This is a genomic window from Micromonospora sp. CPCC 205554 (assembly GCF_036902745.1).
Lineage (GTDB): Bacteria > Actinomycetota > Actinomycetes > Mycobacteriales > Micromonosporaceae > Micromonospora > Micromonospora tulbaghiae.
Window position 1 is genome coordinate 1 of sequence record NZ_JBAKHP010000002.1, and the last position, 21,331, is coordinate 21,331.

General features: G+C 74.7%; 20 protein-coding genes. 14 read left to right on the forward strand and 6 right to left on the reverse strand.

The annotated features are described in order from the left end of the window. Window positions 1–799 precede the first annotated feature (799 nt). The 9 genes from V6U82_RS03020 (at window position 800) to V6U82_RS03060 (ending at window position 11,492) form a co-directional block, all read left to right on the forward strand. Window positions 800–2,548: an ATP-binding protein gene (locus V6U82_RS03020; protein WP_013284852.1), complete on the forward strand. Its 1,749-nt coding sequence runs from the start codon at window positions 800–802 to the stop codon at window positions 2,546–2,548. An 11-nt stretch (window positions 2,549–2,559) separates the two neighbouring features. Then, complete coding sequence (locus V6U82_RS03025; protein ID WP_334459040.1) at window positions 2,560–3,708, forward strand: exonuclease SbcCD subunit D; 1,149 nt, start codon at window positions 2,560–2,562, stop codon at window positions 3,706–3,708. Continuing rightward, the gene (locus V6U82_RS03030) at window positions 3,708–6,182 is read left to right on the forward strand and encodes an SMC family ATPase (protein ID WP_334459042.1); all 2,475 of its coding nucleotides are present in this window, start codon (window positions 3,708–3,710) and stop codon (window positions 6,180–6,182) included. Before V6U82_RS03025 ends, V6U82_RS03030 begins: the two co-directional genes overlap by 1 nt. Continuing rightward, window positions 6,179–7,150 (forward strand): hypothetical protein, encoded by a 972-nt coding sequence (locus tag V6U82_RS03035; protein ID WP_334459044.1) that lies wholly within the window; start codon window positions 6,179–6,181, stop codon window positions 7,148–7,150. Before V6U82_RS03030 ends, V6U82_RS03035 begins: the two co-directional genes overlap by 4 nt. Next, the gene (locus tag V6U82_RS03040) at window positions 7,150–8,007 is read left to right on the forward strand and encodes a spermidine synthase (protein WP_334459045.1); all 858 of its coding nucleotides are present in this window, start codon (window positions 7,150–7,152) and stop codon (window positions 8,005–8,007) included. The genes V6U82_RS03035 and V6U82_RS03040 overlap by 1 nt, the downstream gene beginning before the upstream one ends. A gap of 82 nt (window positions 8,008–8,089) precedes the next feature. After that, window positions 8,090–8,788, forward strand: a complete 699-nt coding sequence (locus V6U82_RS03045) for a sigma-70 family RNA polymerase sigma factor (RefSeq protein WP_013284847.1) — start codon at window positions 8,090–8,092, stop codon at window positions 8,786–8,788. Beyond that, on the forward strand, window positions 8,785–9,564 hold the full coding sequence (locus tag V6U82_RS03050) for an anti-sigma factor family protein (protein WP_334459048.1): 780 nt from the start codon (window positions 8,785–8,787) through the stop codon (window positions 9,562–9,564). Before V6U82_RS03045 ends, V6U82_RS03050 begins: the two co-directional genes overlap by 4 nt. A 205-nt stretch (window positions 9,565–9,769) precedes the next feature. Further along, a complete protein-coding gene (locus V6U82_RS03055) occupies window positions 9,770–10,426 on the forward strand; it encodes a COG4315 family predicted lipoprotein (protein WP_128138412.1) in 657 nt (218 codons plus the stop codon). A gap of 151 nt (window positions 10,427–10,577) precedes the next feature. Then, on the forward strand, window positions 10,578–11,492 hold the full coding sequence (locus V6U82_RS03060; RefSeq protein WP_436970421.1) for a DNA-3-methyladenine glycosylase family protein: 915 nt from the start codon (window positions 10,578–10,580) through the stop codon (window positions 11,490–11,492). A gap of 4 nt (window positions 11,493–11,496) precedes the next feature. On the opposite strand, the gene V6U82_RS03065 is transcribed toward V6U82_RS03060, so the two are convergent. After that, complete coding sequence (locus V6U82_RS03065; protein ID WP_334459646.1) at window positions 11,497–12,018, reverse strand: DUF1990 family protein; 522 nt, start codon at window positions 12,016–12,018, stop codon at window positions 11,497–11,499. Between the two features lie 55 nt (window positions 12,019–12,073). Between V6U82_RS03065 and V6U82_RS03070 the strand changes: the two genes are divergently transcribed. Beyond that, on the forward strand, window positions 12,074–12,559 hold the full coding sequence (locus V6U82_RS03070) for a GNAT family N-acetyltransferase (protein WP_334459050.1): 486 nt from the start codon (window positions 12,074–12,076) through the stop codon (window positions 12,557–12,559). A 19-nt stretch (window positions 12,560–12,578) separates the two neighbouring features. On the opposite strand, the gene V6U82_RS03075 is transcribed toward V6U82_RS03070, so the two are convergent. Both V6U82_RS03075 and V6U82_RS03080 read right to left on the reverse strand, forming a co-directional pair. Next, window positions 12,579–13,001 carry an SRPBCC family protein gene (locus V6U82_RS03075; protein WP_334459051.1) on the reverse strand — a complete coding sequence of 141 codons (423 nt, stop codon included), beginning with the start codon at window positions 12,999–13,001 and terminating at the stop codon, window positions 12,579–12,581. Between the two features lie 230 nt (window positions 13,002–13,231). Then, window positions 13,232–13,444: a hypothetical protein gene (locus tag V6U82_RS03080; RefSeq protein ID WP_334459052.1), complete on the reverse strand. Its 213-nt coding sequence runs from the start codon at window positions 13,442–13,444 to the stop codon at window positions 13,232–13,234. 136 nt (window positions 13,445–13,580) lie between these two features. On the opposite strand from V6U82_RS03080, the gene V6U82_RS03085 reads away from it, so the two are divergent. Together V6U82_RS03085 and V6U82_RS03090 are read left to right on the forward strand one after the other, a co-directional pair. Then, a complete protein-coding gene (locus tag V6U82_RS03085; protein WP_334459053.1) occupies window positions 13,581–14,693 on the forward strand; it encodes an ATP-dependent DNA ligase in 1,113 nt (370 codons plus the stop codon). 19 nt (window positions 14,694–14,712) lie between these two features. Then, the gene (locus V6U82_RS03090) at window positions 14,713–16,317 is read left to right on the forward strand and encodes an alpha/beta hydrolase (RefSeq protein WP_334459054.1); all 1,605 of its coding nucleotides are present in this window, start codon (window positions 14,713–14,715) and stop codon (window positions 16,315–16,317) included. A gap of 15 nt (window positions 16,318–16,332) precedes the next feature. Here V6U82_RS03090 and V6U82_RS03095 read toward each other — a convergent pair whose 3' ends face one another. Then, window positions 16,333–17,607, reverse strand: coding sequence for a YncE family protein (locus V6U82_RS03095; RefSeq protein WP_334459055.1), 1,275 nt, complete (start codon window positions 17,605–17,607; stop codon window positions 16,333–16,335). A gap of 172 nt (window positions 17,608–17,779) precedes the next feature. Here V6U82_RS03095 and V6U82_RS03100 point away from each other — a divergent pair, with 172 nt between their 5' ends. Then, window positions 17,780–18,928: a helix-turn-helix domain-containing protein gene (locus V6U82_RS03100; RefSeq protein WP_334459056.1), complete on the forward strand. Its 1,149-nt coding sequence runs from the start codon at window positions 17,780–17,782 to the stop codon at window positions 18,926–18,928. A 132-nt stretch (window positions 18,929–19,060) separates the two neighbouring features. Then, entirely contained in the window at window positions 19,061–19,513 is a 453-nt protein-coding gene (locus V6U82_RS03105; RefSeq protein WP_334459057.1) for a GNAT family N-acetyltransferase, read from the forward strand. A gap of 57 nt (window positions 19,514–19,570) precedes the next feature. Here V6U82_RS03105 and V6U82_RS03110 read toward each other — a convergent pair whose 3' ends face one another. Next, window positions 19,571–20,296, reverse strand: coding sequence for an ABC transporter ATP-binding protein (locus V6U82_RS03110; protein WP_128138786.1), 726 nt, complete (start codon window positions 20,294–20,296; stop codon window positions 19,571–19,573). Next, window positions 20,296–21,330 (reverse strand): ABC transporter ATP-binding protein, encoded by a 1,035-nt coding sequence (locus V6U82_RS03115; RefSeq protein ID WP_128138787.1) that lies wholly within the window; start codon window positions 21,328–21,330, stop codon window positions 20,296–20,298. The genes V6U82_RS03110 and V6U82_RS03115 overlap by 1 nt, the downstream gene beginning before the upstream one ends. Between the last annotated feature and the right edge of the window lies 1 nt (window position 21,331).

Genomic DNA, 21,331 nt, shown 5'->3' on the forward strand with positions numbered 1-21,331 from the left:
CTCGCGGCTCGCGGCTCGCGGCCCACGGCTCGCGGCTCGCGGCTCGCGGCCCACGGCTCGCGGCTCGCGGCCCACGGCTCGCGGCCCACGGCTCGCGGCTCGCGGCCCACGGCTCGCGGCTCGCGGCTCGCGGCTCGCGGCTCGCGGCTCGCGGCTCGCGAGATCTTGGTAGCAAACGGCCCCTATGGGGGCGCTTTCGTACCAAGATCTTCGCGCTATCCCGGCAAGCGGGACATCAGTCCTGCGCGTCGGGACGGCACGTACCAGCATCGCCGAATCGTGGACGGGGCAGGTGGTGGGTGGAACGCCACGGGTGCCATGGGCTTGCGGAGACACCCATGGTGTTCCATCGAGCGGCCGGGGTTGGGGCTGCACGGTGCCGGACGTCACCTCGGAAGACACCTACGACACCTCCGGCGGTCAGCGGGCGGACCGCCCGGACGCCGGCGACGAGTCGACGGGCGACGGGCGACGGGCGACGGACGACGAAAGGCGGGCGACGGAAGGCGGACGACAGAAGGCGGTCAGCAGAAGGCCGACGAAGAAAGGCGGGCGGCGGAAGGCGGGCGGCGGACGACGGAAGGCGGGAGCCGGAGGAAGGAAGGAGGAGGAGGAAGGAAGGAGGAGGAGGCGAACGTGGAGGAAACGCACGCATCGTGATCGGGCGGATCCGGCTGGCTACCGTTCGGCGCAAGGGTGGCGTGGCGTCCGCCGCGTCGCGTGGCAACCTGTCGCATCCCTCGGGCAGGATGCACGACGTGCACCGCCAACGGTACGACCAGCCGACCGGAGACCGCCGATGACCGACGACCAGCTCGACGGGCCCGGCGAGGGTGTCGGCCGGGTGCTCGGCACCGCCGACGCCACCCCGCTCACCTTCTGGACGGCTGTCGCGCCGGGCAGCTACCTGCAACTCGACGACGTGGTGGTGACCCGCCGCGACCTGCCCGACCGTGAGCCGGTGACGATCGCCGGTGTGGTGACCCAGGTGCGCGCCCGGCACGAGGGGGCGCAGTTCGACTCCGACGTCTTCGCCATCGCCGACGGCACGCTGCCGGCGCAGGTGCAGGAGGCCGCCGAGGTCACCACCACACGGGTCGACCCGGAGTTCTACGTGCCGCCCACGCCGGGCGCCGTGGTGCACCGGGCCGAGGGTGACGCGCGGGCGCGGGCGCTGCACTTCGACCGGATGGAACGGCGGATCCCGATGGGTATGGGCCGCGACGGCGTGCCGGTCTACCTCAACGCCGACTTCCTCGACGGCACCCGGGGCGCGCACGTGTCGATCTCCGGCATCTCCGGTGTCGCCACGAAGACGAGCTTCGCCACGTTCCTGCTCTACTCGGTGTTCCGCTCCGGCGTGCTGGGCGGCGACGCGGTGAACGCCAAGGCGCTGATCTTCAACGTCAAGGGCGAGGACCTGCTCTTCCTCGACCACCCGAACAGCCGGCTGGACGACCCGACCCGGGCGGCGTACGCGAAGCTGGGCCTGGACGCCGGCGCGTTCCCGGACGTGCGGGTGTACGCCCCGCCGCGGGTCGGCGACTCCTCCGGCACGCCCGATGTGAGCAGCCGGCTCACCGGGGTGGACAGCTTCTACTGGACGCTGACCGAGTTCTGCGCCGACCGGCTCCTGCCGTACGTGTTCGCCGACGCCGACGACGAGCGCCAGCAGTACACGATGGTGGTCCACTCGGTCGCCGCCCACCTGGCCCGCTACGCGCAGCCGGCCGACGGCGGTGTCAGCATCGACGGGGTGCGGCTCGGCTCGTACGCCGACCTGGTCGACCACGTGGTCGAGCAGCTCAACGACGACGAGACGCGCGGCGAGTGGGCCGGCAGCGCGGTCGGGCTGGGCACCGTGAACGCGTTCGCCCGCCGGCTCATCGGCAGCAAGAAGGACCTGGGCCGGCTCATCCGGGGCGACCTGGCGACCCGCCGCCCGCACTCGATCAACACGGCGGAGAGTGCCCAGGTCACTGTGGTCGACCTGCACAACCTGCCGGACCGCGCGCAGCGGTTCGTGGTCGGTGTGACGCTCAAGAGCGAGTTCGAGCGCAAGGAGAAGGCCGGCACGGCCAAGCCGCTGCTGTTCGTCGTGCTCGACGAGCTGAACAAGTACGCGCCGCGGGAGGGCTCGTCGCCGATCAAGGAGGTGCTGCTCGACATCGCCGAGCGGGGCCGTTCGCTGGGCGTGATCCTGGTCGGCGCGCAGCAGACCGCCAGCGAGGTGGAGCGGCGGATCGTCACCAACTCGGCGATCCGGGTGGTGGGCCGGCTCGACCCGGCCGAGGCGTCCCGCCCGGAGTACGGCTTCCTGCCGCCCGCCCAGCGGCAGCGGGCGCTGCTGGCCAAGCCGGGCACGATGTTCGTCAACCAGCCGGACATCCCGGTGCCGCTGTGCCTGGAGTTCCCGTTCCCGGCGTGGGCCACCCGGGTCTCGGAGGCGGGCCGCGCGCCCTCGGAGACGCTACGGTCGATCACGCAGGCCGCCGATCCGTTCGCGGTGGTCGGCTCCGGCTCCTCCGACGACGACATCCCGTTCTAGGCGGCACCCAGATGAAGATCCTGCACACCTCCGACTGGCACGTCGGCAAGGTCCTCAAGGGGCAGTCCCGGGCCGAGGAGCACAAGCAGGTCCTCGCCCAGGTGATCGAGATCGCCCAGCGCGAGCGGCCGGACCTGGTGATCGTCGCCGGTGACCTGTACGACACCGCGGCGCCCACACCGGAGGCGACCCGGCTGGTCACCCGGGCGCTCACCGCGTTGCGGCGCACCGGGGCCGACGTGGTGGCGATCGGCGGCAACCACGACAACGGCGCGGCGCTGGACGCGCTGCGCCCGTGGGCCGAGGCCGCCGGGATCACGCTGCGTGGCAGCGTCCGGGAGAACCCGGACGAGCACGTCGTCGACGGGGTCACCGCCGGCGGGGAGCGCTGGCGGGTCGCCGCGCTGCCGTTCCTGTCCCAGCGGTACGCGGTGCGCGCGGTGGAGATGTACACGCTCACCCCGGCCGAGGCCAACCAGACGTACGCCGACCACCTGGGTCGGGTGCTGGAGCGGCTCGCCGAGGGGTTCGCCGAGCCGGACCGGGTGCACCTGGTGACCGCGCACCTCACCGTGGTCGGGGCGAGCACCGGCGGCGGCGAGCGGGACGCGCACACGGTGCTCGGGTACGCCGTCCCGGCGACCGTCTTCCCGGGCAACGCGCACTACGTGGCGCTGGGTCACCTGCACCGTTCGCAGCGGGTCATCGGCCCGTGCCCGATCCGCTACAGCGGCAGCCCGCTCGCCGTCGACTTCGGCGAGCAGGAGAACGTCTGCTCGGTGACGGTCGTGGAGGTGACCGCCACCACGGCCGCCCGCATCCGCGAGGTGCCGGTGCCGGGCGCGGTGCCGCTGCGCACGGTACGCGGCACGCTCGCGCAGCTCGCCGAGATCGAGGCGCCGGAGGGGTGGCTGCGCGTCTACGTCCGGGAGCAGCCCCGGGCCGGGCTGCGCGAGGAGGTGCAGGAGCTGCTGCCCCGGGCGCTGGAGATCCGGATCGACCCGGAGCTGGTGCCCGCGCCGGGCAGCGGGACGCGTACCGCCCAGCGGGCCGGCCGGTCGCCGGGTGAGTTGTTCGGCGACTACCTGGACAGCCGCGGGCACGCCGACGAGGGTGTCCGGGAACTCTTCGACGAGCTGCTCGAGGAGGTGGAGCACTGATGCGGCCGATGCGACTGGACATGGCCGGGTTCACGGTGTTCCGCGACGAGACCACCGTCGACTTCACCGACGCCGACTTCTTCGCGCTGGTCGGGCCGACCGGTTCGGGCAAGTCGACGGTGCTCGACGCGATCTGCTTCGCGCTCTACGGCACGGTGCCGCGCTGGGGCGGCACCCGGGGGCTGGCGAACGCGCTGGCGCCGTCGGCGACCGAGGCGCGGGTCCGGCTGGTCTTCGAGTCCGCCGGGGACCGCTACGTGGCGACCCGGGTGGTGCGCCGCGACGGCCGGGGCACTGTGAAGACGGCCAACGCCGGTCTCCAGCTCATGCCACCGGGCTTCGACATCACCAAGCTCGACACCGGGCTCAGCCCGGAGGATCTGGGCGAGGTGGTGGCGGGCACCCCGGCCGAGATGGAACAGGCGGTGCTGGACGCGGTGGGGCTGCCCTACGAGCAGTTCACCTCCTGCGTGGTGCTGCCGCAGGGTCAGTTCGCCGACTTCCTGCACGCCAAGCCGGCCACCCGCCAGCAGATCCTGGTGAACCTGCTCGGGCTGGGTGTCTACGAGTCGGTGCAGAAGAAGGCGGTCGAGCGGGCCGGGCAGGCCGAGGCGAAGCTGGAGACGGTCGACAAGATGCTCGGCGGGCTCGCCGACGTCGACGACGAGAGCCTGGCCGCCGCCCGGGAGCGGGTGGACGCGATGCGGGAGCTGGCCGCTGCGGTCGCTGCCGCCGTACCCGAATGGGAGCGGGCCCGGGCCACGGCCGGTGAGCGGGCCGCGGCGCTGGCCGCCCTCGACGCCGAGCTGGGTGTGCTGGCCGGGGTGCGGCCGCCGGAGGGCACCGCCGAGCTGGCACGGGCGGTGGCGCAGGCCCGGGTTGCCGCCGACGAGGCGGCGGCCGCGGTCGGGCTGGCCGAGGAGCGCGAGGAGAAGCTGCGCGGGGAACTGGCCGCCGCCGGTGACGAAAGCGCGCTGCGGCTGCACCTGAAGGCGTACGCGGACCGGGACCGGCTGACCGCGGAGGCGGCGACGGTCCGCGCGGCGGTGGACGCGGCGCGGACCGAGCACGACGCGGCGGTGGCGGCGCTGGCGGCGGCGCGGGCGGACGCGCAGCGGGCCGAGACGGAGCTGGAGTCGGCGTTCCGCGCGCACGAGGACGCGAAGGCCGCCGACCAGGCGGTGGCGCTGCGGGCGCACCTGGTCGGCGGCGCGCCCTGCCCGGTGTGCGAGCAGACTGTCACCACGGTGCCGGCGGTGCCGAAGGGTTCGGCGGTGAGCCGGGCGATCGAGGCGGGCAAGGCGGCGCGGGCGGCGAGCGAGGCGGCGAAGCGGGTCGTGCAGGAACGCGACACCGCGGCGCGCGACCTGGACCGCGTGCTGCTGCGCGCCCGGACCCAGCACGACCAGCTCGGCGCGCGCCTGGCCGAGCTGGACGAGCAGCTCGCGGACGCGCCCGCGCCGGAGCGGCTGCGCGAGTCGTTGGCCGAGCACGCGCGGCTACGGACCGCGTTGGAGGAGGCGGCCGGCGCGGTGCGGGCCGGCCGGGAGGCGGCCCGGCGGGCGCGGGGCACACTCGACGCCGCGCAGGAGCGGCTGCGCCGGGCCTGGCGTGACTTCGACGCGGTACGCGACGGGCTGGCCCGGTTCGGGCCGCCGGCCGCGGACCGCGACGACGTGGCGGCGGCGTGGGCGGCGCTGGCCGGGTGGGCCGGCGAGCAGGCGCAGGCACGGCGCACGGACCGCGACGGGCTGGCCGCCTCGGTGGAGGCGGCGCAGCGGGCGGCGGCCGAGATCGCCGACGGGATCGCCGCGTTGTTCAGCGCGGCCGGGCTGGACGCGCCGCAGGACGCGCCGCGCGACGTGGCGGTGGCGGTGGAGCGGGCCGAGGCGGAGTTGCGCCGCCTCGACGAGCGCCGCGAGCAGGCCGCCGAGCTGCGGGAACAGCGGGCCGGGCACGAGCACGAGGCGCGGGTGGCGCGGGCGCTCGCCTCGCACCTGCGGGCCAACAACTTCGAGCGCTGGCTGCTCACCGAGGCGCTGGACCTGCTCGTCGACGGCGCGTCGGGGATCCTGCGGGAGCTGTCCGGCGGGCAGTACGACCTGGTGCACGACAAGGGTGAGTTCTTCGTGGTCGACCACCACGACGCCGGGCTGCGGCGCGGGGTGCGGACGCTGTCCGGCGGGGAGACGTTCCAGGCGTCGCTGGCGTTGGCGCTGGCGCTGTCCGAGCAGCTCGCCGGCATGTCCACCACCGCCGCGAGCCTGGAGTCGATCGTGCTGGACGAGGGCTTCGGCACGCTGGACGCCGCGACGCTGGACACGGTCGCGGCGACGCTGGAGAACCTGGCCGCCCGGGGTGACCGGATGGTCGGCGTGGTCACCCACGTGCCGGCGCTGGCCGAGCGCATCCCGGTCCGGTTCGAGGTCCGCAAGGACGCGCGGACGGCCCGCGTGGAACGGACCGGCCTGTGACGTCACAGTCGCCGGCGTTCTTCGTCGACGCCTGGGATCCGGCGTACGGCGCGTCGTTCGAGGCGGCGGGCGGGTCGGGGCCGGCCGCGCCGAGCAGCGCCCAGGTCGACGCCGACGTCGAGCTGCCGGCCACCGACTGGCGGGCGATCGGCCCTCGCGCGGGCGTGCGGGCACCGGACGTGGTGCTGCTCGTCGACGGGGTACGCCGGATCGACGCCAGCGTCTGGACGGCCGAGGAGGACGGCGGTTCGTTCCCCGGCATCGCCGCCTCGTACGCGGCCGGTGTGGTCCGCTGCGACCTGGACCGGGGCGCCGCCGAGATGGCCGGCGCCCGGGTGGGCCGTGGCCTGTTCACGGCGAGCCCGTCGGCGCAGGACGTGGTCGCCGGTTCGGTCCGTTACCCGGTGCACCGGGTCAGCGGCACCGGTGAGCTGAGCAAGCTGCCCGCGGCGGTGCAGGCGCCGCTGACCGCGCTGGAGGTGGCGGTCTCCGACGCGGTGCGCACCGACGGCGACCTGCTGGTGGTGGACGGCCCGCTGCGCAGCCGGCGCAACCTGCCGCGCACGCTCGGGTACATCAAGACGCAGCACAGCCAGTACCTGGACGCCCGGCTGACCGCTGTGGTGACCGGGCTGGCGCCGGGTGAGCGGTGCCCGGTGTTCCGGCTGGGCACCGCCTGGGGCGGCTGGTCGTGGTATCTGCGGCTGCCGGTGCGCGCCGGCGCGCCCTGGGCGGGCATCGTCCGGGTGGAGTGCTCGGCCGACCTGACCGTGCCGGAGGCGATCGCGCTGGCCGACCTGTCGCTGGTGACGCTGCCCCGGTTCGCCTCCACCCCGTACAAGGATCCGCGCGCCCCGCAGAACCTGGTGCCGATCGCCGGGCTGGAACGCCGGCTGCGCGGGATGCTCGGCGACGCCCGGCTGCTGCACCGGGTGCTCACCGCCGCGGCGCGCGGGATGCGGCGCTGATGGGCCGGCGACGCGACTCCGACCGGGTGGCGGCCGACGTCGACACCGGGCATGCCGAACTGGTGCCGGACGCCGACCGCCCGGGCTCGTGGACGCTGCTGCTGGACGGCGCGCCGCAGTCGCACGTGGACCTGACCGACCCGTCGCACCTGGAGTTCGAGTACGTCCGGCGGCTCGCCGCCGCGCTGGACCTGGTGGCGCCGCCCGGGACACCGCTGCGGGTGCTGCACCTGGGCGGCGGCGCGCTCACACTGCCCCGCTACGTGCAGGCCACCCGGCCCGGTTCGACGCAGCGGGTGTCCGAGGTGGACGGCGCACTCGTCGAGCTGGTCCGCCGGGAGCTGCCCTGGCCGTCCGACCCGCGCCTGAAGGTGCGGGTCGCCGACGCGCGGGCGACGCTGACGTCGAGCCGGGACGGCGCGTACGACGTGATCGTGGCCGACGTGTTCGCCGGCGCCCGTACGCCCGCACATCTGACCTCGGTGGAGTACGCCGCCGAGGTGGCCCGCGTGCTCGCGCCCGGCGGCAGCTACCTGGCGAACGTGGCCGACGGCCCGCCGCTGCGGCACGCGCGGGCACAGGTCGCGACGGTGCGTACCGTGCTGCCCCGGGCCTGCCTGGTCGGCGACGCGGCGGTGCTGCGCGGCCGGCGCTACGGCAACCTGGTGCTGGTGGCGTCCCGGGTGGAGCCGCCGGTGCCGGAGCTGACCCGGCGGGCGGCGGGCGACTGGTTCCCCGGCCGGGTGCTGGCCGGCACCGAGCTGGACCGGTTCACCGGCGGCGCGGCGGTGGTCCACGACGCGGACGCCGTCGACTCCACTCCCCCACCGCCGGGAATTTTTTCGGTCAAACGTTGATCCGATCCGCTGATCGCTGCGTATCACCGGGCGGCCATGCCCGTGGGGGGCCGGCTGATGTCATTGGACAGCGGAGGTCTGCATGCATGCGGTGGCGGCCGGCTGGCACGGCGAGGTGGCGCGGCCCGAGTGGATGTTCGCCCGGGCGCAACCACACTCGCGCGCCTCGCGTTCGGGCCGGGGGGTCGACGCCCGGTCCACGGATCGCCAGAATGACCCGGTGCCGCCGCGACCCGCTCCCGGACGCCACCAGGCGACCTCCGCCGAGGCCAGCCACTCCGACCAGCTGATCCGCCTGCTGTACGCCGAGCACGCCGGCCCGCTGCTGATGTTCGTGATGCGGCTGACCGGCGGGGACCGGCAGCGCGCCGAGGACATCGTGCAGGAGACGCTGCTGCGGGCCTGGCGCAACGCGCACCGGCTCGGCGTGCAGGGCCAGGGCTCACTGCGCCCCTGGCTGGTGACGGTGGCCCGGCGGATCGCCATCGACGAGCACCGCAGTGAGCAGGCCCGCCCGCCCGAGACGTACGACCGGGATCTGACCATGTTCGCCGAGTCGGACAGCACCGACCGGGTGCTGCGCACGATGACCGTCGCGGACGCGCTGCGTACGCTGAGCCAGTCGCACCGGGAGATCCTGGTGGCGACGTACTTCCGGGGGCGCACCGTGCCGGAGGCGGCCGAGGAGCTGGGGCTCCCGCTCGGTACCGCCAAGTCGCGGGTCTACTACGCGCTGCGCGCGCTGCGCACGGCTCTGCAGGAGAGGGGGGTGACCGAATGAGCCGGGCCGATCACATGGACGTCGCCGCGTACGCGCTCGGCGTGCTGGATCCGCAGGACGCGGAGCGGTTCGAGGAGCACCTGGCCACCTGCTGGGCCTGCGCGGCGGAACTGGAGACGATGGTCCCGGTGGTGGGGCTGCTCTCCGGGATCGACGGCGAGGCGATGGCCGCGCTGGAGCAGACGCACACCGATCCGGCGCTGCTGGACCGGACGCTGATGGCGGTGCGGCGGGACCGCCGTCGTACCCGGGTGCGGCAGTTGCTGGCGACGGCGGCGGCCGTGGTGGTGTTCGGCGGGGTGAGCGCGGTGGCGGCCGGGATGCTCGGCGACGAACCGGCGCCGCCGCAGGCGGGGCCGACGCCGGGAGCGCCGACGGCGGCGCCGAGCGGCGAGCCGGGCGACCCGAACGCCCCCGGTGTCGGCGGGAAAGAGGAGATCGAGGGCGACCAGCACAACGCCACCGACCCGGCGACCGGCGTGCAGACCACGATGTGGCTGGCCCGCAAGGAGTACGGCACGCAGATCGCGGTGCAGCTCAGCCGCCTGCCGGGGCCGCGCACGTGCCGGCTGGTGGTGGTCCGCAAGAACGCCACGAGCGAGGTGATCTCCACCTGGTCGGTGCCGGTCGGCGGCTACGGGACGAACCAGAACCAGCTTCCGCTGGAGCTGAGCGCGTCCACCTCGGCCCCGCTGCGCGACATCGACAAGCTCCAGGTGCAGTCGGTCGACGCGAACGGCGTGGCGAGCCCGCTGGTGACCGTGGACGACATCTGATCGAACACTGAGCGGCGCCGGGTGGCTGAGCCACCCGGCGCCGTCGCGTCGTGCCCGGGTCGGCGGACCCCCTCGTGCTGACGCACGCACTCCGGCGCCCATCGGTTCAATCGGTCCACTGTGAAATGTGCCACCGTTGCGGGTTCAACCTTGACAGCGCCGCGCCCGTACTACTCGGCGAACTTGCCAAGAACGAGGAGGGCACGTGGCACACCACAAGCGGACGACCGTCATCGTCGCGAGCGCGATGGTCGCACTTACGGCCTGCGCCCCCGCAGGCTACAACGGGGCGAACTCGGGCGCGGCCGAGCCGGTCGCCGTCGCCGCGGCCGACCCCACCGCGGCGGCCGAACCGGAGGCGTCGGCGGCTCCCGAGGAGCCGGTCGCGGACAAGGCGCCCCCGTCCAACGTGAAGATCACCGACGAGCTGGTCGGCAAGAAGCTGCCCCGGATGGGCCGCGTCGTCACCGACCAGGACGGCTGGGTGCTGTACCGGTTCGACAAGGACTCCGACGACCCGCCGCAGTCCAACTGCGTGGACAAGTGCGCCGAGGTGTGGCCGCCGTCTCTCACCGACGGCAACCCGCAGCTGCGCGGCGTCTCCGACGACAAGGTCGGCACCATCACCCGCCAGGACGGCACCCGGCAGCTCACCATCGGCGGCTGGCCGGTCTACCGCTACATCGGCGACAAGAAGCCCGGCCAGTGGAAGGGCCAGGGCGTCGGCGGCACCTGGTTCGTGGTCGACCCGAACGGCAAGAAGAACCTGACCTGCCTGCCGACCGGCACGCCCAAGGCGGTCGCGCCGCCCGCCGCGGGCAGCTCGGACAGCTCCGGCGGCGGCTCGGACTACTCGTACTGACGCACCAGGACACGGTGACCGGTCGCCGCCGGGGAGGGCGCGGCCGGTCACCGTCGCGGACCCGGGAGGCGGGACGTACCGGCATCGGCCCGCCTCCCGGCACGCGGGGCGTGCCCGGCGTCACGGCCGGGCCGCGTGGCAGAGTGGCCTGGTGACCTCGCCCGACGCCCGCCGTACGCTGCGCCCGCCGGCCGGCTACCGGCTGGCCCCGTCGGTGCGGGCGCTCACGTTCAGCCCGTACGACCCGTGCGCGCGGATCGCCGCCGGCACGTTCTGGTGGGCCACCCGCACCCCGGACGGCCCGGCCACGCTGGCGCTGCGCCCGGAAGCCGGTGAGCTGCTGGCCGAGGGGTACGGCCCGGGCGCGGCCCGGGTGATCGACCGGGCCGACCGGATCGCCGGGCTGTGCGACGACCTGACCGGGTTCGCCGCGCTCGCCGCCGCGCACCCGCTGGTGGCCCGGCTCGCCCACACGCACCACGGGCTGCGGATGCCCGCCACCGGCCAGATCTTCCCCCGGCTGCTGCGGGCCGTCTTCGAGCAGAAGGTCACCGGCAAGGAGGCGTACCGGGCGTACGCCGCCACAGTCCGGCACTTCCGGGAACCCGCGCCCGGCCCGCTGCAACCGCTGCTGCTGCCGCCGGAGCCCGCCGCGGTGGCGGCCACGCCGTACTGGGTGTTCCACCCGTTCGGCGTCGAGCAGCGGCGCGCCGACACGCTGCGCCGCGCGGCGGCCGTCGCGGACCGGCTGGAACGCTGCGCCGACTCGGCGGAGGCCACCCGGCGGCTCACCGCGATCCCCGGCATCGGGCCGTGGACCGCCGCCGAGGTGGTGCGCATCGCGTACGGGGATCCGGACGCGGTGAGCGTCGGCGACTACCACGTGCCGAACACCGTGGCGTGGGCGCTGGCCGGGGAGCCGCGCGGCGACGACGCCCGGATGCTGGCGCTGCTGGAGCCGTTCCGGGGGCACCGCGGCCGGGTGTGCGTGCTGCTGGAGGCGGCGGGTGTCCAGGCGCCGAAGTACGGTCCGCGCGTCCCGATCCGCTCCTTCGCCCGCTACTGACCGCTCAGCGCCGCCGGCACAGCCGCCGCAGCGTCCGCCCCAGCCACCAGGCGTACGCCCGCTGGAAGCCCAGCACGACCGGCCCGCCGGCGCGCACGTACCAGTGGGCCGGGCGGCTGAACGCGGTCACCTCGAACCAGACGCCGTCGGCGCCCCGGGTCACCAGGAACGCCTCCTCACCGACCTCCGGGTGCCCGGGCAACGTGCCGTAGCCGAACCCGGCCCGGTCCGGCTCGTCCACCGTCCAGACCACCTCGGTCGGGCCCCACAGCCGCACCGGGCCGACACCGAGCCCCGGCGTGACCCGTACGCCGGGGGCGGCGCGCGGCGCGTCCGCGCGCATCACCACCCCGGCCGCGCGGTGCAGCCGCCAGCCCAGCACCGCGTCCGCCGCCAGCGGGAAACCGCCGTCCGGCAGCCGGACCCGGTGGCGCAGGTGGTGGTAACCGGCCGGCAGGCCGCCGTCGCGGGTCGCGCCCACCTCCGGGTACGTCAGCTCGGGCACGCCGGTCACCTCCACGCTGATGAGAACACCCCCGCCAGCGTACGGCGGCTCGGGAGCGCTGTGGTGAGCTGAGCCGGTGACCGACGTGACCATCGCCCCCGCCGGCCCCGCCGACGCGGGTGAGATCCTCACCGTGCAGCGCGCCGCGTACCTGGTGGAGGCGCAGCGCTACCGGGACGTGTTCCTGCCCCCGCTGACCGAGACGCTGGACGAGGTACGGGCGGCGCTGGCCGGCCCGGACGTGGTGCTCGCCGCCCGGCGCGGCACCCGCCTGGTCGGCTCGGTACGCGCCCGCGTCGACGGCGACACCGCCCACGTCGGCCGCCTCGCGGTCGCGCCGGACCAGCAGGGCCGGGGCGTCGGCGGGCGGCTGCTGGACGCCGTCGAGCACGCCTGCGCCGGCCGGGTGACCCGGTTCGCGCTGTTCACCGGCGCGGACAGCGCGGCGAACCTGTCCCTGTACGCGGGCCGCGGCTACCGGGTGGTGTCGCACCGGCCGGACGAGAACGGCAACCGCCTCGCCGTGCTGGAGAAGGCGGCCGGGTCTTCCGGCGGAACCTGAGCGTCCGCTCCGGCGCCGGTCAGCGGGCCTCGCAGCGGCGCCGGAGCCCGTCCGCCTCCTGCCGCAGGTAGCGGCGCATCATCGAGCCGGCCAGCAACCCGATCAGCCCGGCCAGCGGACCGGTCTGCACCAGGACCAGCTCGGCCCGGGTGCGCCCGTCCTCCAGCGGCACCAGCCGGTGCTCGCCCCGGCTGCGCACGCCGGGGCTCGCCGACTCCCAGACGAACGAGTACGGCGGCTCGATCTCGGTGACCCGCCACACCGCCGGGCGCAGCCGGGGCTGCTCCAGCCGGGCGGTCGAGCCGAGCACCAGCGGACCGGGTTCCAGCCGCCGGGCGGCGGTGACCGAGGGCGTCCACTCCGGCCAGCGCTCGACGTCGCTCTGCACCGCCCAGACCCGCTCGACGTCGGCGGCGATCTCGACGGACTCGGTGAACCGCATCGGCGTTCCTCCCCCGTGGACGGTCCACTCAGCCTATGCCCGAGCCTCGCCGCCCCCCCCGCCCGCTCGCCCGCTCGCCCCTCGCCCGCTTTCGTCGATCTTGGAGTTGTGGCGCCCAGGATGTCCCGCTCGCCACCTTTGCGAGGTGCCACAACTCCAAGATCGGCGGCTCGCGGGGCCGCGGAGATGCAGGGCCGGGTGTTCCGCCGCCCGGCCGCAACCGCCGGGGGTCAGGCGGCCTCGTGGAGGTCTGCCAGGGTGACCGGGGTGTACCGCTTCAGCAGGCGTTCCAGCTCGGCCACCGAACCGACCTCGCCGAGGACGTTCGCGCCGCCGCCGTGCTCGGGCGGGTAGCGGTGCGCCAGCCGGTAGCGGTAGCGGCCGCGGATCAGCTCGACGCTGACCCGCCAGCGCCCGCAGCATCCGCAACTCCACTCCGGCACGCCGCGACGGTAGCTCTGACCTGCGGTTTCACCATTCGGGCGACGGTGACGAACGTGGCCGGGGCGGGACACGCCGCCCGGCCACCGGCGGTGATCTGCCTCACCACTGTCGGTGGCGTCTGGTTGACTGGTCGCCGTGGACCTGCCGATCAACCCTCCGGTCGAGCCGATGCTGGCCAAGAGCGTGGCCGACCTGCCCACCGATCACGGCCTGACCTACGAGCCGAAGTGGGACGGCTTCCGCTGCATCGTGTTCCGCGACGGCGACGAGGTCGAGCTGGCCAGCCGGGGCGGCAAGTCGATGACGCGTTACTTCCCCGAGGTGGTCGAGCAGGCCCGGCGGCAGCTCCCGCCCCGGTGCGCGGTCGACGGCGAGCTGATCGTGATCCGCCGGGACGGCCCGGGCGGGCAGCCGCGGCTCGACTTCGAGCTGCTGGCCCAGCGGATCCATCCGGCCGCCTCCCGGGTCAAGATGCTGGCCGAGACCACCCCGGCCGACTTCGTCGCGTTCGACCTGCTGGCGATCGACGACGAGCTGCTCACCGGCCAGCCCTATCCCCGGCGCCGCGAGCGGCTGGAGCAGGCGCTGTCCGGGGTGCGCCCGCCGGTGCACGTGACGCAGGTGACCACCGACCCGGAGACGGCCCGCCGCTGGTTCGACGTGTTCGAGGGCGCCGGGCTGGACGGGCTGATCGTCAAACCGGCCGACCTGCCGTACGAGCCGGGCAAGCGGCTCATGTTCAAGGTCAAGCACGCGCGCACCATGGACGCGGTGGTGGCCGGTTTCCGCTGGCACAAGTCCGGTCCGGTGGTCGGCTCGCTGCTGCTCGGCCTCTACGACGACGACGGCGTGCTGCACCACATCGGCGTCAGCTCCTCGTTCACCATGGCCCGCCGCAAGGAGCTGCTCGACGAGCTGGAGCCGTACCGCGACGTCGGCGGCGAGCACCCGTGGGTGCACGGCGACCACGAGCGGGGTCAGCGCATCCCGGGCGGGGTGAGCCGGTGGACCGGCGGCAAGAACCTGGAGTGGGAGCCGCTGCGTCCGGATCTGGTGATCGAGGTGGCGTACGACGCGATGGAGGGCGACCGGCTGCGGCACACCGCCCGGTTCGTGCGCTGGCGTCCCGACCGTGATCCCCGCTCCTGTGACTACGGCCAGCTCGACCGCCCGATCCGCTACGACGTCGACGAGGTGCTGCGCGGCGATCCGGCGGCGACGGTCGGTGACACCCGCGGCCGGGCGTAGCCTGACGGTCGACACGATCATGGAAGGCGCCCACGTGACCCGCTTCCCCGACCGGACCCGCCGGTTCCGGCCCGCCCTGGCCGCGTTCGTCGCGGCGGTGGTGCTCACCGCCGGCTGCACCCTGCCGGCGTTCGCCCCGCGCGCCGAGAGCGAGGGCGAGGCCGCCCCGCCGGGCACCGCCCCACAGTGGCGGGCCTGCCCGGAGGTGCCCGACGAGCTGGTCGGGCGGGGCGCGGCGGACATGCGCTACGACTGCGCCCGGATCGCCGTGCCGCGTAACTGGGGCACCGGGGCCACCACCGGCGCGACCGCCGGTCCGGGCGCCGGTGAGACGTTCGAGATCGCGCTGATCCGGGCCCGCTCCACCAAGCAGCGCGACCGGATCGGCTCGCTGGTGATCAACCCGGGCGGTCCCGGGGCGTCCGGCGTCGACACCGCCGTCTACCTGTCCTTCGGCCCGGCGTTCGGCGGCCTGCCCACGGCGATCACGGACCGGTTCGACATCGTCGGCTTCGACCCGCGCGGGGTGGCCCGGTCCAGCCCGGTCAAGTGCATCTCCGACGCCGACCTGGACGCCAGCTTCGGCTACGACCCCGACCCGGAGAGCCAGTCGTCGTTCGACGGCTTCGTCGGCCTCAACCGGCGCATCGGCGAGCGGTGCGGCGCGAAGTACGGCGACCAGCTCCCGCTCTACGGCACCGAGCAGGCCGCGCGGGACATGGACGCGGTCCGCGCGGCGGTCGGCGACGACAAGCTGACGTACCTCGGCTACTCCTACGGCACGCTGCTCGGCGCCACCTACGCGCAGCTCTACCCGCAGCGCGTCCGCGCCCTGGTGCTCGACGGCGCGGTCGACCCGCAGCAGAAGCTGATCGCCGGGTCGGAGAGCCAGGCGAAGGGCTTCGAGCGGGCGTTCGACAACTTCACCAGGTGGTGCGCGGCGAACGCCGGCCGCTGCCCGATCGCCCCGGACGCCCGGGGTGCGGTCACGGACGCGATCGCCAAGGCGAAGGCCTCCCCGGTACGCGCGCAGGACGGCCGCAGGGCCACCGCCGGGTGGGTCTTCTACGCGGTGATCTCGTCGCTCTACACCGAGCAGGGCTGGCAGGAGCTGGCCCGGGCGATCGACGACCTGCAGGGCGGTGACCCGGACGGCGTGTTCAAGCTGGCCGACGCGTACGCAGGCCGCGAGCCCGACGGGCACTACTCCAACCTGTTCGACGCCAACCTGGCGGTCAACTGCGCCGACGAGACCGAGAAGCCGACCCGCGAGCAGGTCCGCTCGTTGCAGTCGCAGTGGCGGCAGAAATATCCGCTGTTCGGTCCCGCCCTGGCGGTGGGGATGCTGGGCTGCGTGGAGTGGCCCGGCGAGCGGGATCCGTACCCGACCGGCCGGGCGGACGGCGCGCCGCCGATCCTGGTGGTCGGCACCACTGGCGACCCGGCCACGCCGTACGAGCAGACGCCCGCGCTCGCGTCCATGCTCGGCGTGGGGCGAGTGCTGACCTGGGAGGGCGAGGGGCACACCGCCTACCCGCAGACGTCGTGCGTGACGTCGGCCGTCGACGCGTACCTGATCTCGCTCACCGTCCCCCGGGAGGGGCTGCGCTGCCCCGCCCGGTGACGGTGCGGCCGGGCGTCAGCCGGCAGCCGGGGGCGTCCAGCCCTCCGGGATGTGCCCGATGCGGACGCGCTGGGGGTGGTCGCCGACCGGGACGCTCGCGACCTTCTGCCCGGTGGCGAAGCTGATCGCGGTGACCTGGTCCGCGCCGGATTCGGAGATCACGCAGTCCCGGCCGTCCCCGCTGACGGTGGCCCAGTAGGGCTTGCTCGCGGAGACCAGCGGACCTTCCCGCAGCGTGGCCCGGTCCATCACGGTGGCGTAGTCGTCCATGGTGCCGGCGACGCAGACCCGGGTGCCGTCGGGGCTCATCGACAGCCCGTGATGCCGGGAGTCGTTGACCCAGGTGGTGCGGTCCTCGCTGGTGGCCGGGTTCTTCGGCAGCGTGGCGACGCGGGTGACGCGGTCGGTGGCCACGTCGTACTCGACCACGCCGTTGAAGAACGACACCTGGAAGTAGAGCCGGCTGCCGTCGGGGGTGAACACCGCCGGGCGGACCGCGTCGGAGAGGTCCCGGCGGCCGGCGGCGTCCAGCCGGTCCCGCATGTCGATCACCTTGACCACCTGGTGGGTGCTGGTGTCGGCGACGGTGATCCGGCGGTCGCCCTTGGTCCAGTCGAGCCACGGCGCGTCCAGGTCGGTGTTGACCTCGCCGATGGACATGTTCCACAGCCGGGTGCCGCCGTCGGTGTAGATGTTCTCGTGCGGCTTGTCGCCGGCGCCGAACGAGCCGAGTTGCGCGCCGGTGCGGATGTCCAGCACGTGCACCGTGTTGGAGGTGGAGGCGGAAACCGCGACGCGGGTGCCGTCGGGCGAGACGGCCATGTGGTCGGCGCGGTAGCCGGAGACCGGGAACCGCCAGCGCAGCGCGCCGGTGGCCAGGTCGATCGAGACGACGTCGGCGAAGCTGGGCCGGGACACCACGAGCGCGGTGCCGTCCGGCGTGGTGTACATGTCGTCGATGAGCTGGTCGTGGCCCTCCCCCGGGCCCTGCCGGATGCCGAGGAAGAACGCCAGCTTGATCGGGTTGAGGTAGATCTCGCGCAGCCGCGCGGCGCGGTCCGGGATCACGTTGATCCGGCCGAGCTTGGCGTAGTCGCCGCGGGACCGGATGAGGTCGGCGGTGCCGTCCCAGTTGTTGCCGACGAACATCACCTCCTGGAGCGCGACCGCGGCGGTGGCCGGCGCGGGGGCCGTCACCAGCGGCGCCGGCGCGACCAGGGCGAGGGCGGCCAGCACGGCGAGGCCGGCGCGTCGGCGGGAGCGGGACGGGCGCTGTGGCACGGGTGTCATGGACGCCTCCTGGCAGCCGGTAGGACATCGATGTTTCTCAGTGGCGCGAGCGGTGTTACCTTGCGGTAACAACCAGGAGAGCAACCGGCCGGCCGCCAGGGCTAGGGAGCTGACGCCAAGGCCCGCGCGGCCCGGTTGTGCCGCGTCGACAACCGGAGGGCGGCGGATGCCGATGACCCGTACCGGACAGGCCCCGACGTTCGGCGCGTTGCTGCGCGACCTGTCCGCCGATCCGGCCGCGCTCGACGAGGTGGCGCGGGCGGCCCGCGCGGACTCCCCCGAGGTGGCCCGGCTGCCCGCCGACGAGGTACGCCGCCAGGTCGTCCTGCTGCTGACCAGCGGTCTCGGCGCGCTGGAACGCCACGAGGATCCGGCCGGGCGGGACTTCGCCGAGGCCCGCCGGCTGGGCGCGGACCGGGCGGCGCAGGGCGTCTCCGTCGCCGGGCTGCTGCGCGGCGTCCAGGCCGGGCGGGACCGGGCGGTGGAGCTGGTGGTCCGGCACGGCCGGGCCGCCGGCATCCCCGACGAGGTGCTGCTGGAGGGGCTGCTCACCATCGGCCGGTACGCCGCGGCGGTGGAGCGGGCGGTGGTCGACGGGCACCGCAGCGCGGAACGGGAACTGGTACGCACCGGCGCGGCGGCGCGGGCGCACCTGCTGCGGCGGCTGCTGCGTGACGGCCCCGCGGGCCTGCCGCCGGCCGAGCTGACCCGGTTCGGGCTGCGGCCGGACGGGCGCTACCACTGCCTGGTCGCCGCGCCGCCGGACCCGGTCCGGGCGTACGCCCTGCGCCGGCAGCTCACCACGCGGGGCGGCCTGCTCGGCACGGTCGGGGACCGGCTGGCCGGGCTGCTCCCGCGACCGCCCGACGCCGTACCGGCGGACCTGCTGACGCTGGTGGCGCCCGCGCAGCCGCTGGAGCGGGCCCCGGCCATGTACGCGCTCTGCCTGGCGGCGCTGGCCACAGCGGCCAACCGGCGGCTGCGCGGGCTGTGCCGGGTCACCGACCTGGCCGGGGAGACCGCACTGGCCGCCCAGCCGCTGCTGGCCGAACTGCTGCGCGGCACGCTGCTCGGCGCGCTCGACCCGGCCGACGACTTCCACCGGGAGCTGGCCGGCACCGCGCTCGCCTGGCTGCACCACGGCCAGCGGCTGGACCAGACCGCCACCGCGCTGCACGTCCACCCGAACACGGTGCGCTACCGGCTGCGGCGGCTACGGGAGCTGACCGGCGGGCCACCGGTCGAGGAGGGCGCGCGGTGCACGGTGCCGGAGACCGTGCACTGGTGGTGGGCGCTACGGAGCTGGCTGGACCGCGACTGACCACGGACGGCACGACCGGACGCCGCGACCGGGCGACGCGACCGGGCGACGCGACCGGACGGCACGACCGGACGCCGCGTCGGGACGCCGCCCGGGCCCCACCGGCGCAAGGCACTGTGCCAGGCTGGCCGGGTGACCGAGGTGATCTTCCGGGAGGCGGTCCGCGCCGACCTGCCCGCCGTGCTCGCGCTGCTCGCCGACGACGTGCTGGGGCGTACCCGCGAACTGCCCGAGGTGGACGAGGCGTACGAGCGGGCCTTCGCCGACCTGGACGCCGACCCGCGCAACCAGTTGATCGTCGCCGACGACGGCGGGGAGCTGGTCGGCTGTTTCCAGCTCACGTACATCCCCGGGCTGGGCCGGCACGGTGCCGAACGCTGCCTGATCGAGTCGGTGCGGGTGCGCTCCGACCGGCGTGGCCGGGGGCTGGGCGGGACGATGATGCGCTGGGCGATCGACCAGGCCCGGGTACGCGGCTGCGCGCTGGTGCAGCTCACCACCGACAAGCAGCGCGCCGACGCGCACCGGTTCTACCGTGACCTGGGCTTCGTCGCCAGCCACGAGGGCATGAAGCTGGCGCTCTGACCCGGCCGCGACCCGGCACCGGGCCGCCACCCGAAGGCGCGCGGCCCGGCGCACGGGTCAGCCCTCCGAGACGAGCCGGCCGTCGCGCAGCGTCAGCGTCCGGTCGGCCAGCTCGATCAGCGCCGGATCGTGCGTCGCGACCAGCGCGGTCATGCCCCGGGCGTGCACCACCGCCCGGAGCAGGTCCATGATCGATCGCCCGGTCTCGGAGTCGAGCTGGCCGGTCGGCTCGTCGGCGATCAGCAGGTCCGGTTCGTTAGCCAGCGCCCGCGCCACCGCCACGCGCTGCTGTTGCCCGCCGGACAGCTCGTACGGGCGCTGCGCGGCGTGCCCGCCCAGCCCGACCAGCTCCAGCAGCACCGCCACCCGCTGCTCCCGCTCGGCCGCCGGCACCTTGGCCAGCCGCAGCGGCACCCCCACGTTCTCCGCCGCGGACAGGATCGGCACCAGGCCGAACGTCTGGAACACGAACCCGATGGTGCCCCGGCGCAGCGACAGCAGCTCCCGCTCACCGGCCGCTGTGACGTCGTGCCCGGCCACCCGGATCTGCCCGGCGTCCGGCCGGTCCAGGCCGCCGACCATGTTCAGCAGTGTGGTCTTGCCGGCGCCGGAGCGACCCCGGACGGCGACCAGCTCACCGCGTCCCGCCGCGAACGAGACGTCCCGCACGGCGTGCACGGCGTGCTCCCCCTTGCCGAAGGTGCGGCTCACCCCCTCGACCCGGACCACGTCCTCGACGGCCGACGCCGGCACCGCCGGCAGCACCACTGTCTGGTCGGTCATCACTCACTCTCCTCGCCGTGCGCCCGGTCGCCGGGGCGCACCTCGACGTGGTCGGGTTCCAGGTTGAGCCGGACCCGGTCGCGCAGGGACAGCGCCTCCACGAACTGCGCCGGCAACTGCATCCGGCCGGTGCGGTCCAGCACCGCGTACTCCTCGCTGACCATCTCGGTGCCGCCGTCGGCGGTGACGCGCGCGGTCCGGCGTACCTCGGAGGCGGTCCGGCCGTCGCGGATCGCGACGGTACGGCGGACCTGGCCGGCCACGGCGTGGTCGTGGGTGACCACCACGATGGTGACCCCCAGTTCGGCGTTGATGGTGCGCAGCGCGGCGAAGACCTCGGCGCCGGTGGCCTCGTCCAGCTCGCCCGTCGGCTCGTCGGCGAAGAGGATCTCCGGGTCGTTCGCCACCGCCACGGCGACCGCGCAGCGCTGCTGCTCGCCGCCGCTCATCTGGCCCGGCCGGCGGTCCGCGCAGTAGCCGACGCCGACCATGTCCAGCAGCTCACGGGCCCGTTCCCGCCGCTTGCGCCCGCCGCCGGCCCGTCCGGCCAGCTTCATCGGCAGCTCCACGTTCTCCAGCGCGGTCAGGTACGGCAGCAGGTTGCGGCCGGTCTGCTGCCAGATGAAGCCGACCACGTCCCGCCGGTACGCCAGCCGCCGCTTGTTCGACAGCGACAGCAGGTCGTAGTCGGCGACCCGGGCGATGCCGGCGGTCGGGGTGTCCAGGCCGGAGAGGATGTTCAGCAGCGTCGACTTGCCGGAGCCGGAGGCGCCCACGATCGCGACCAGCTCACCCCGGTCGATGACCAGGTCGAGGCCCTGGAGGGCGACGACCTCGACGCCCTCGGTCTTGAAGATGCGCACCAGGCCGTCGCAGACGATGTGCCCGCGCAGCCGGTCACGCCCGCCGGCCCGTTCGGCGGCGCGCTGCGCGGCACGCTGTTGCAGTGACGCCAGGTCCGGTACGGCCGACGACTGTTCGTCGCGCGGCGTGAGACGCGCCGGGCCCGGGTGGCCGGAAGCGGTCGCGGTCATG

Excerpts from the sequence above, each read along its gene's own strand:
- V6U82_RS03075 (WP_334459051.1), bottom strand. The coding sequence starts at position 13,001 with ATGCGGTTCACCGAGTCCGTCGAGATCGCCGCCGACGTCGAGCGGGTC.
- V6U82_RS03095 (WP_334459055.1), bottom strand. The coding sequence starts at position 17,607 with ATGACACCCGTGCCACAGCGCCCGTCCCGCTCCCGCCGACGCGCCGGC.
- V6U82_RS03025 (WP_334459040.1), top strand. The coding sequence starts at position 2,560 with ATGAAGATCCTGCACACCTCCGACTGGCACGTCGGCAAGGTCCTCAAG.
- V6U82_RS03050 (WP_334459048.1), top strand. The coding sequence starts at position 8,785 with ATGAGCCGGGCCGATCACATGGACGTCGCCGCGTACGCGCTCGGCGTG.
- V6U82_RS03115 (WP_128138787.1), bottom strand. The coding sequence starts at position 21,330 with ATGACCGCGACCGCTTCCGGCCACCCGGGCCCGGCGCGTCTCACGCCG.
- V6U82_RS03040 (WP_334459045.1), top strand. The coding sequence starts at position 7,150 with ATGGGCCGGCGACGCGACTCCGACCGGGTGGCGGCCGACGTCGACACC.
- V6U82_RS03045 (WP_013284847.1), top strand. The coding sequence starts at position 8,090 with ATGCATGCGGTGGCGGCCGGCTGGCACGGCGAGGTGGCGCGGCCCGAG.
- V6U82_RS03110 (WP_128138786.1), bottom strand. The coding sequence starts at position 20,296 with ATGACCGACCAGACAGTGGTGCTGCCGGCGGTGCCGGCGTCGGCCGTC.
- V6U82_RS03030 (WP_334459042.1), top strand. The coding sequence starts at position 3,708 with ATGCGGCCGATGCGACTGGACATGGCCGGGTTCACGGTGTTCCGCGAC.
- V6U82_RS03090 (WP_334459054.1), top strand. The coding sequence starts at position 14,713 with ATGGAAGGCGCCCACGTGACCCGCTTCCCCGACCGGACCCGCCGGTTC.
- V6U82_RS03020 (WP_013284852.1), top strand. The coding sequence starts at position 800 with ATGACCGACGACCAGCTCGACGGGCCCGGCGAGGGTGTCGGCCGGGTG.
- V6U82_RS03100 (WP_334459056.1), top strand. The coding sequence starts at position 17,780 with ATGACCCGTACCGGACAGGCCCCGACGTTCGGCGCGTTGCTGCGCGAC.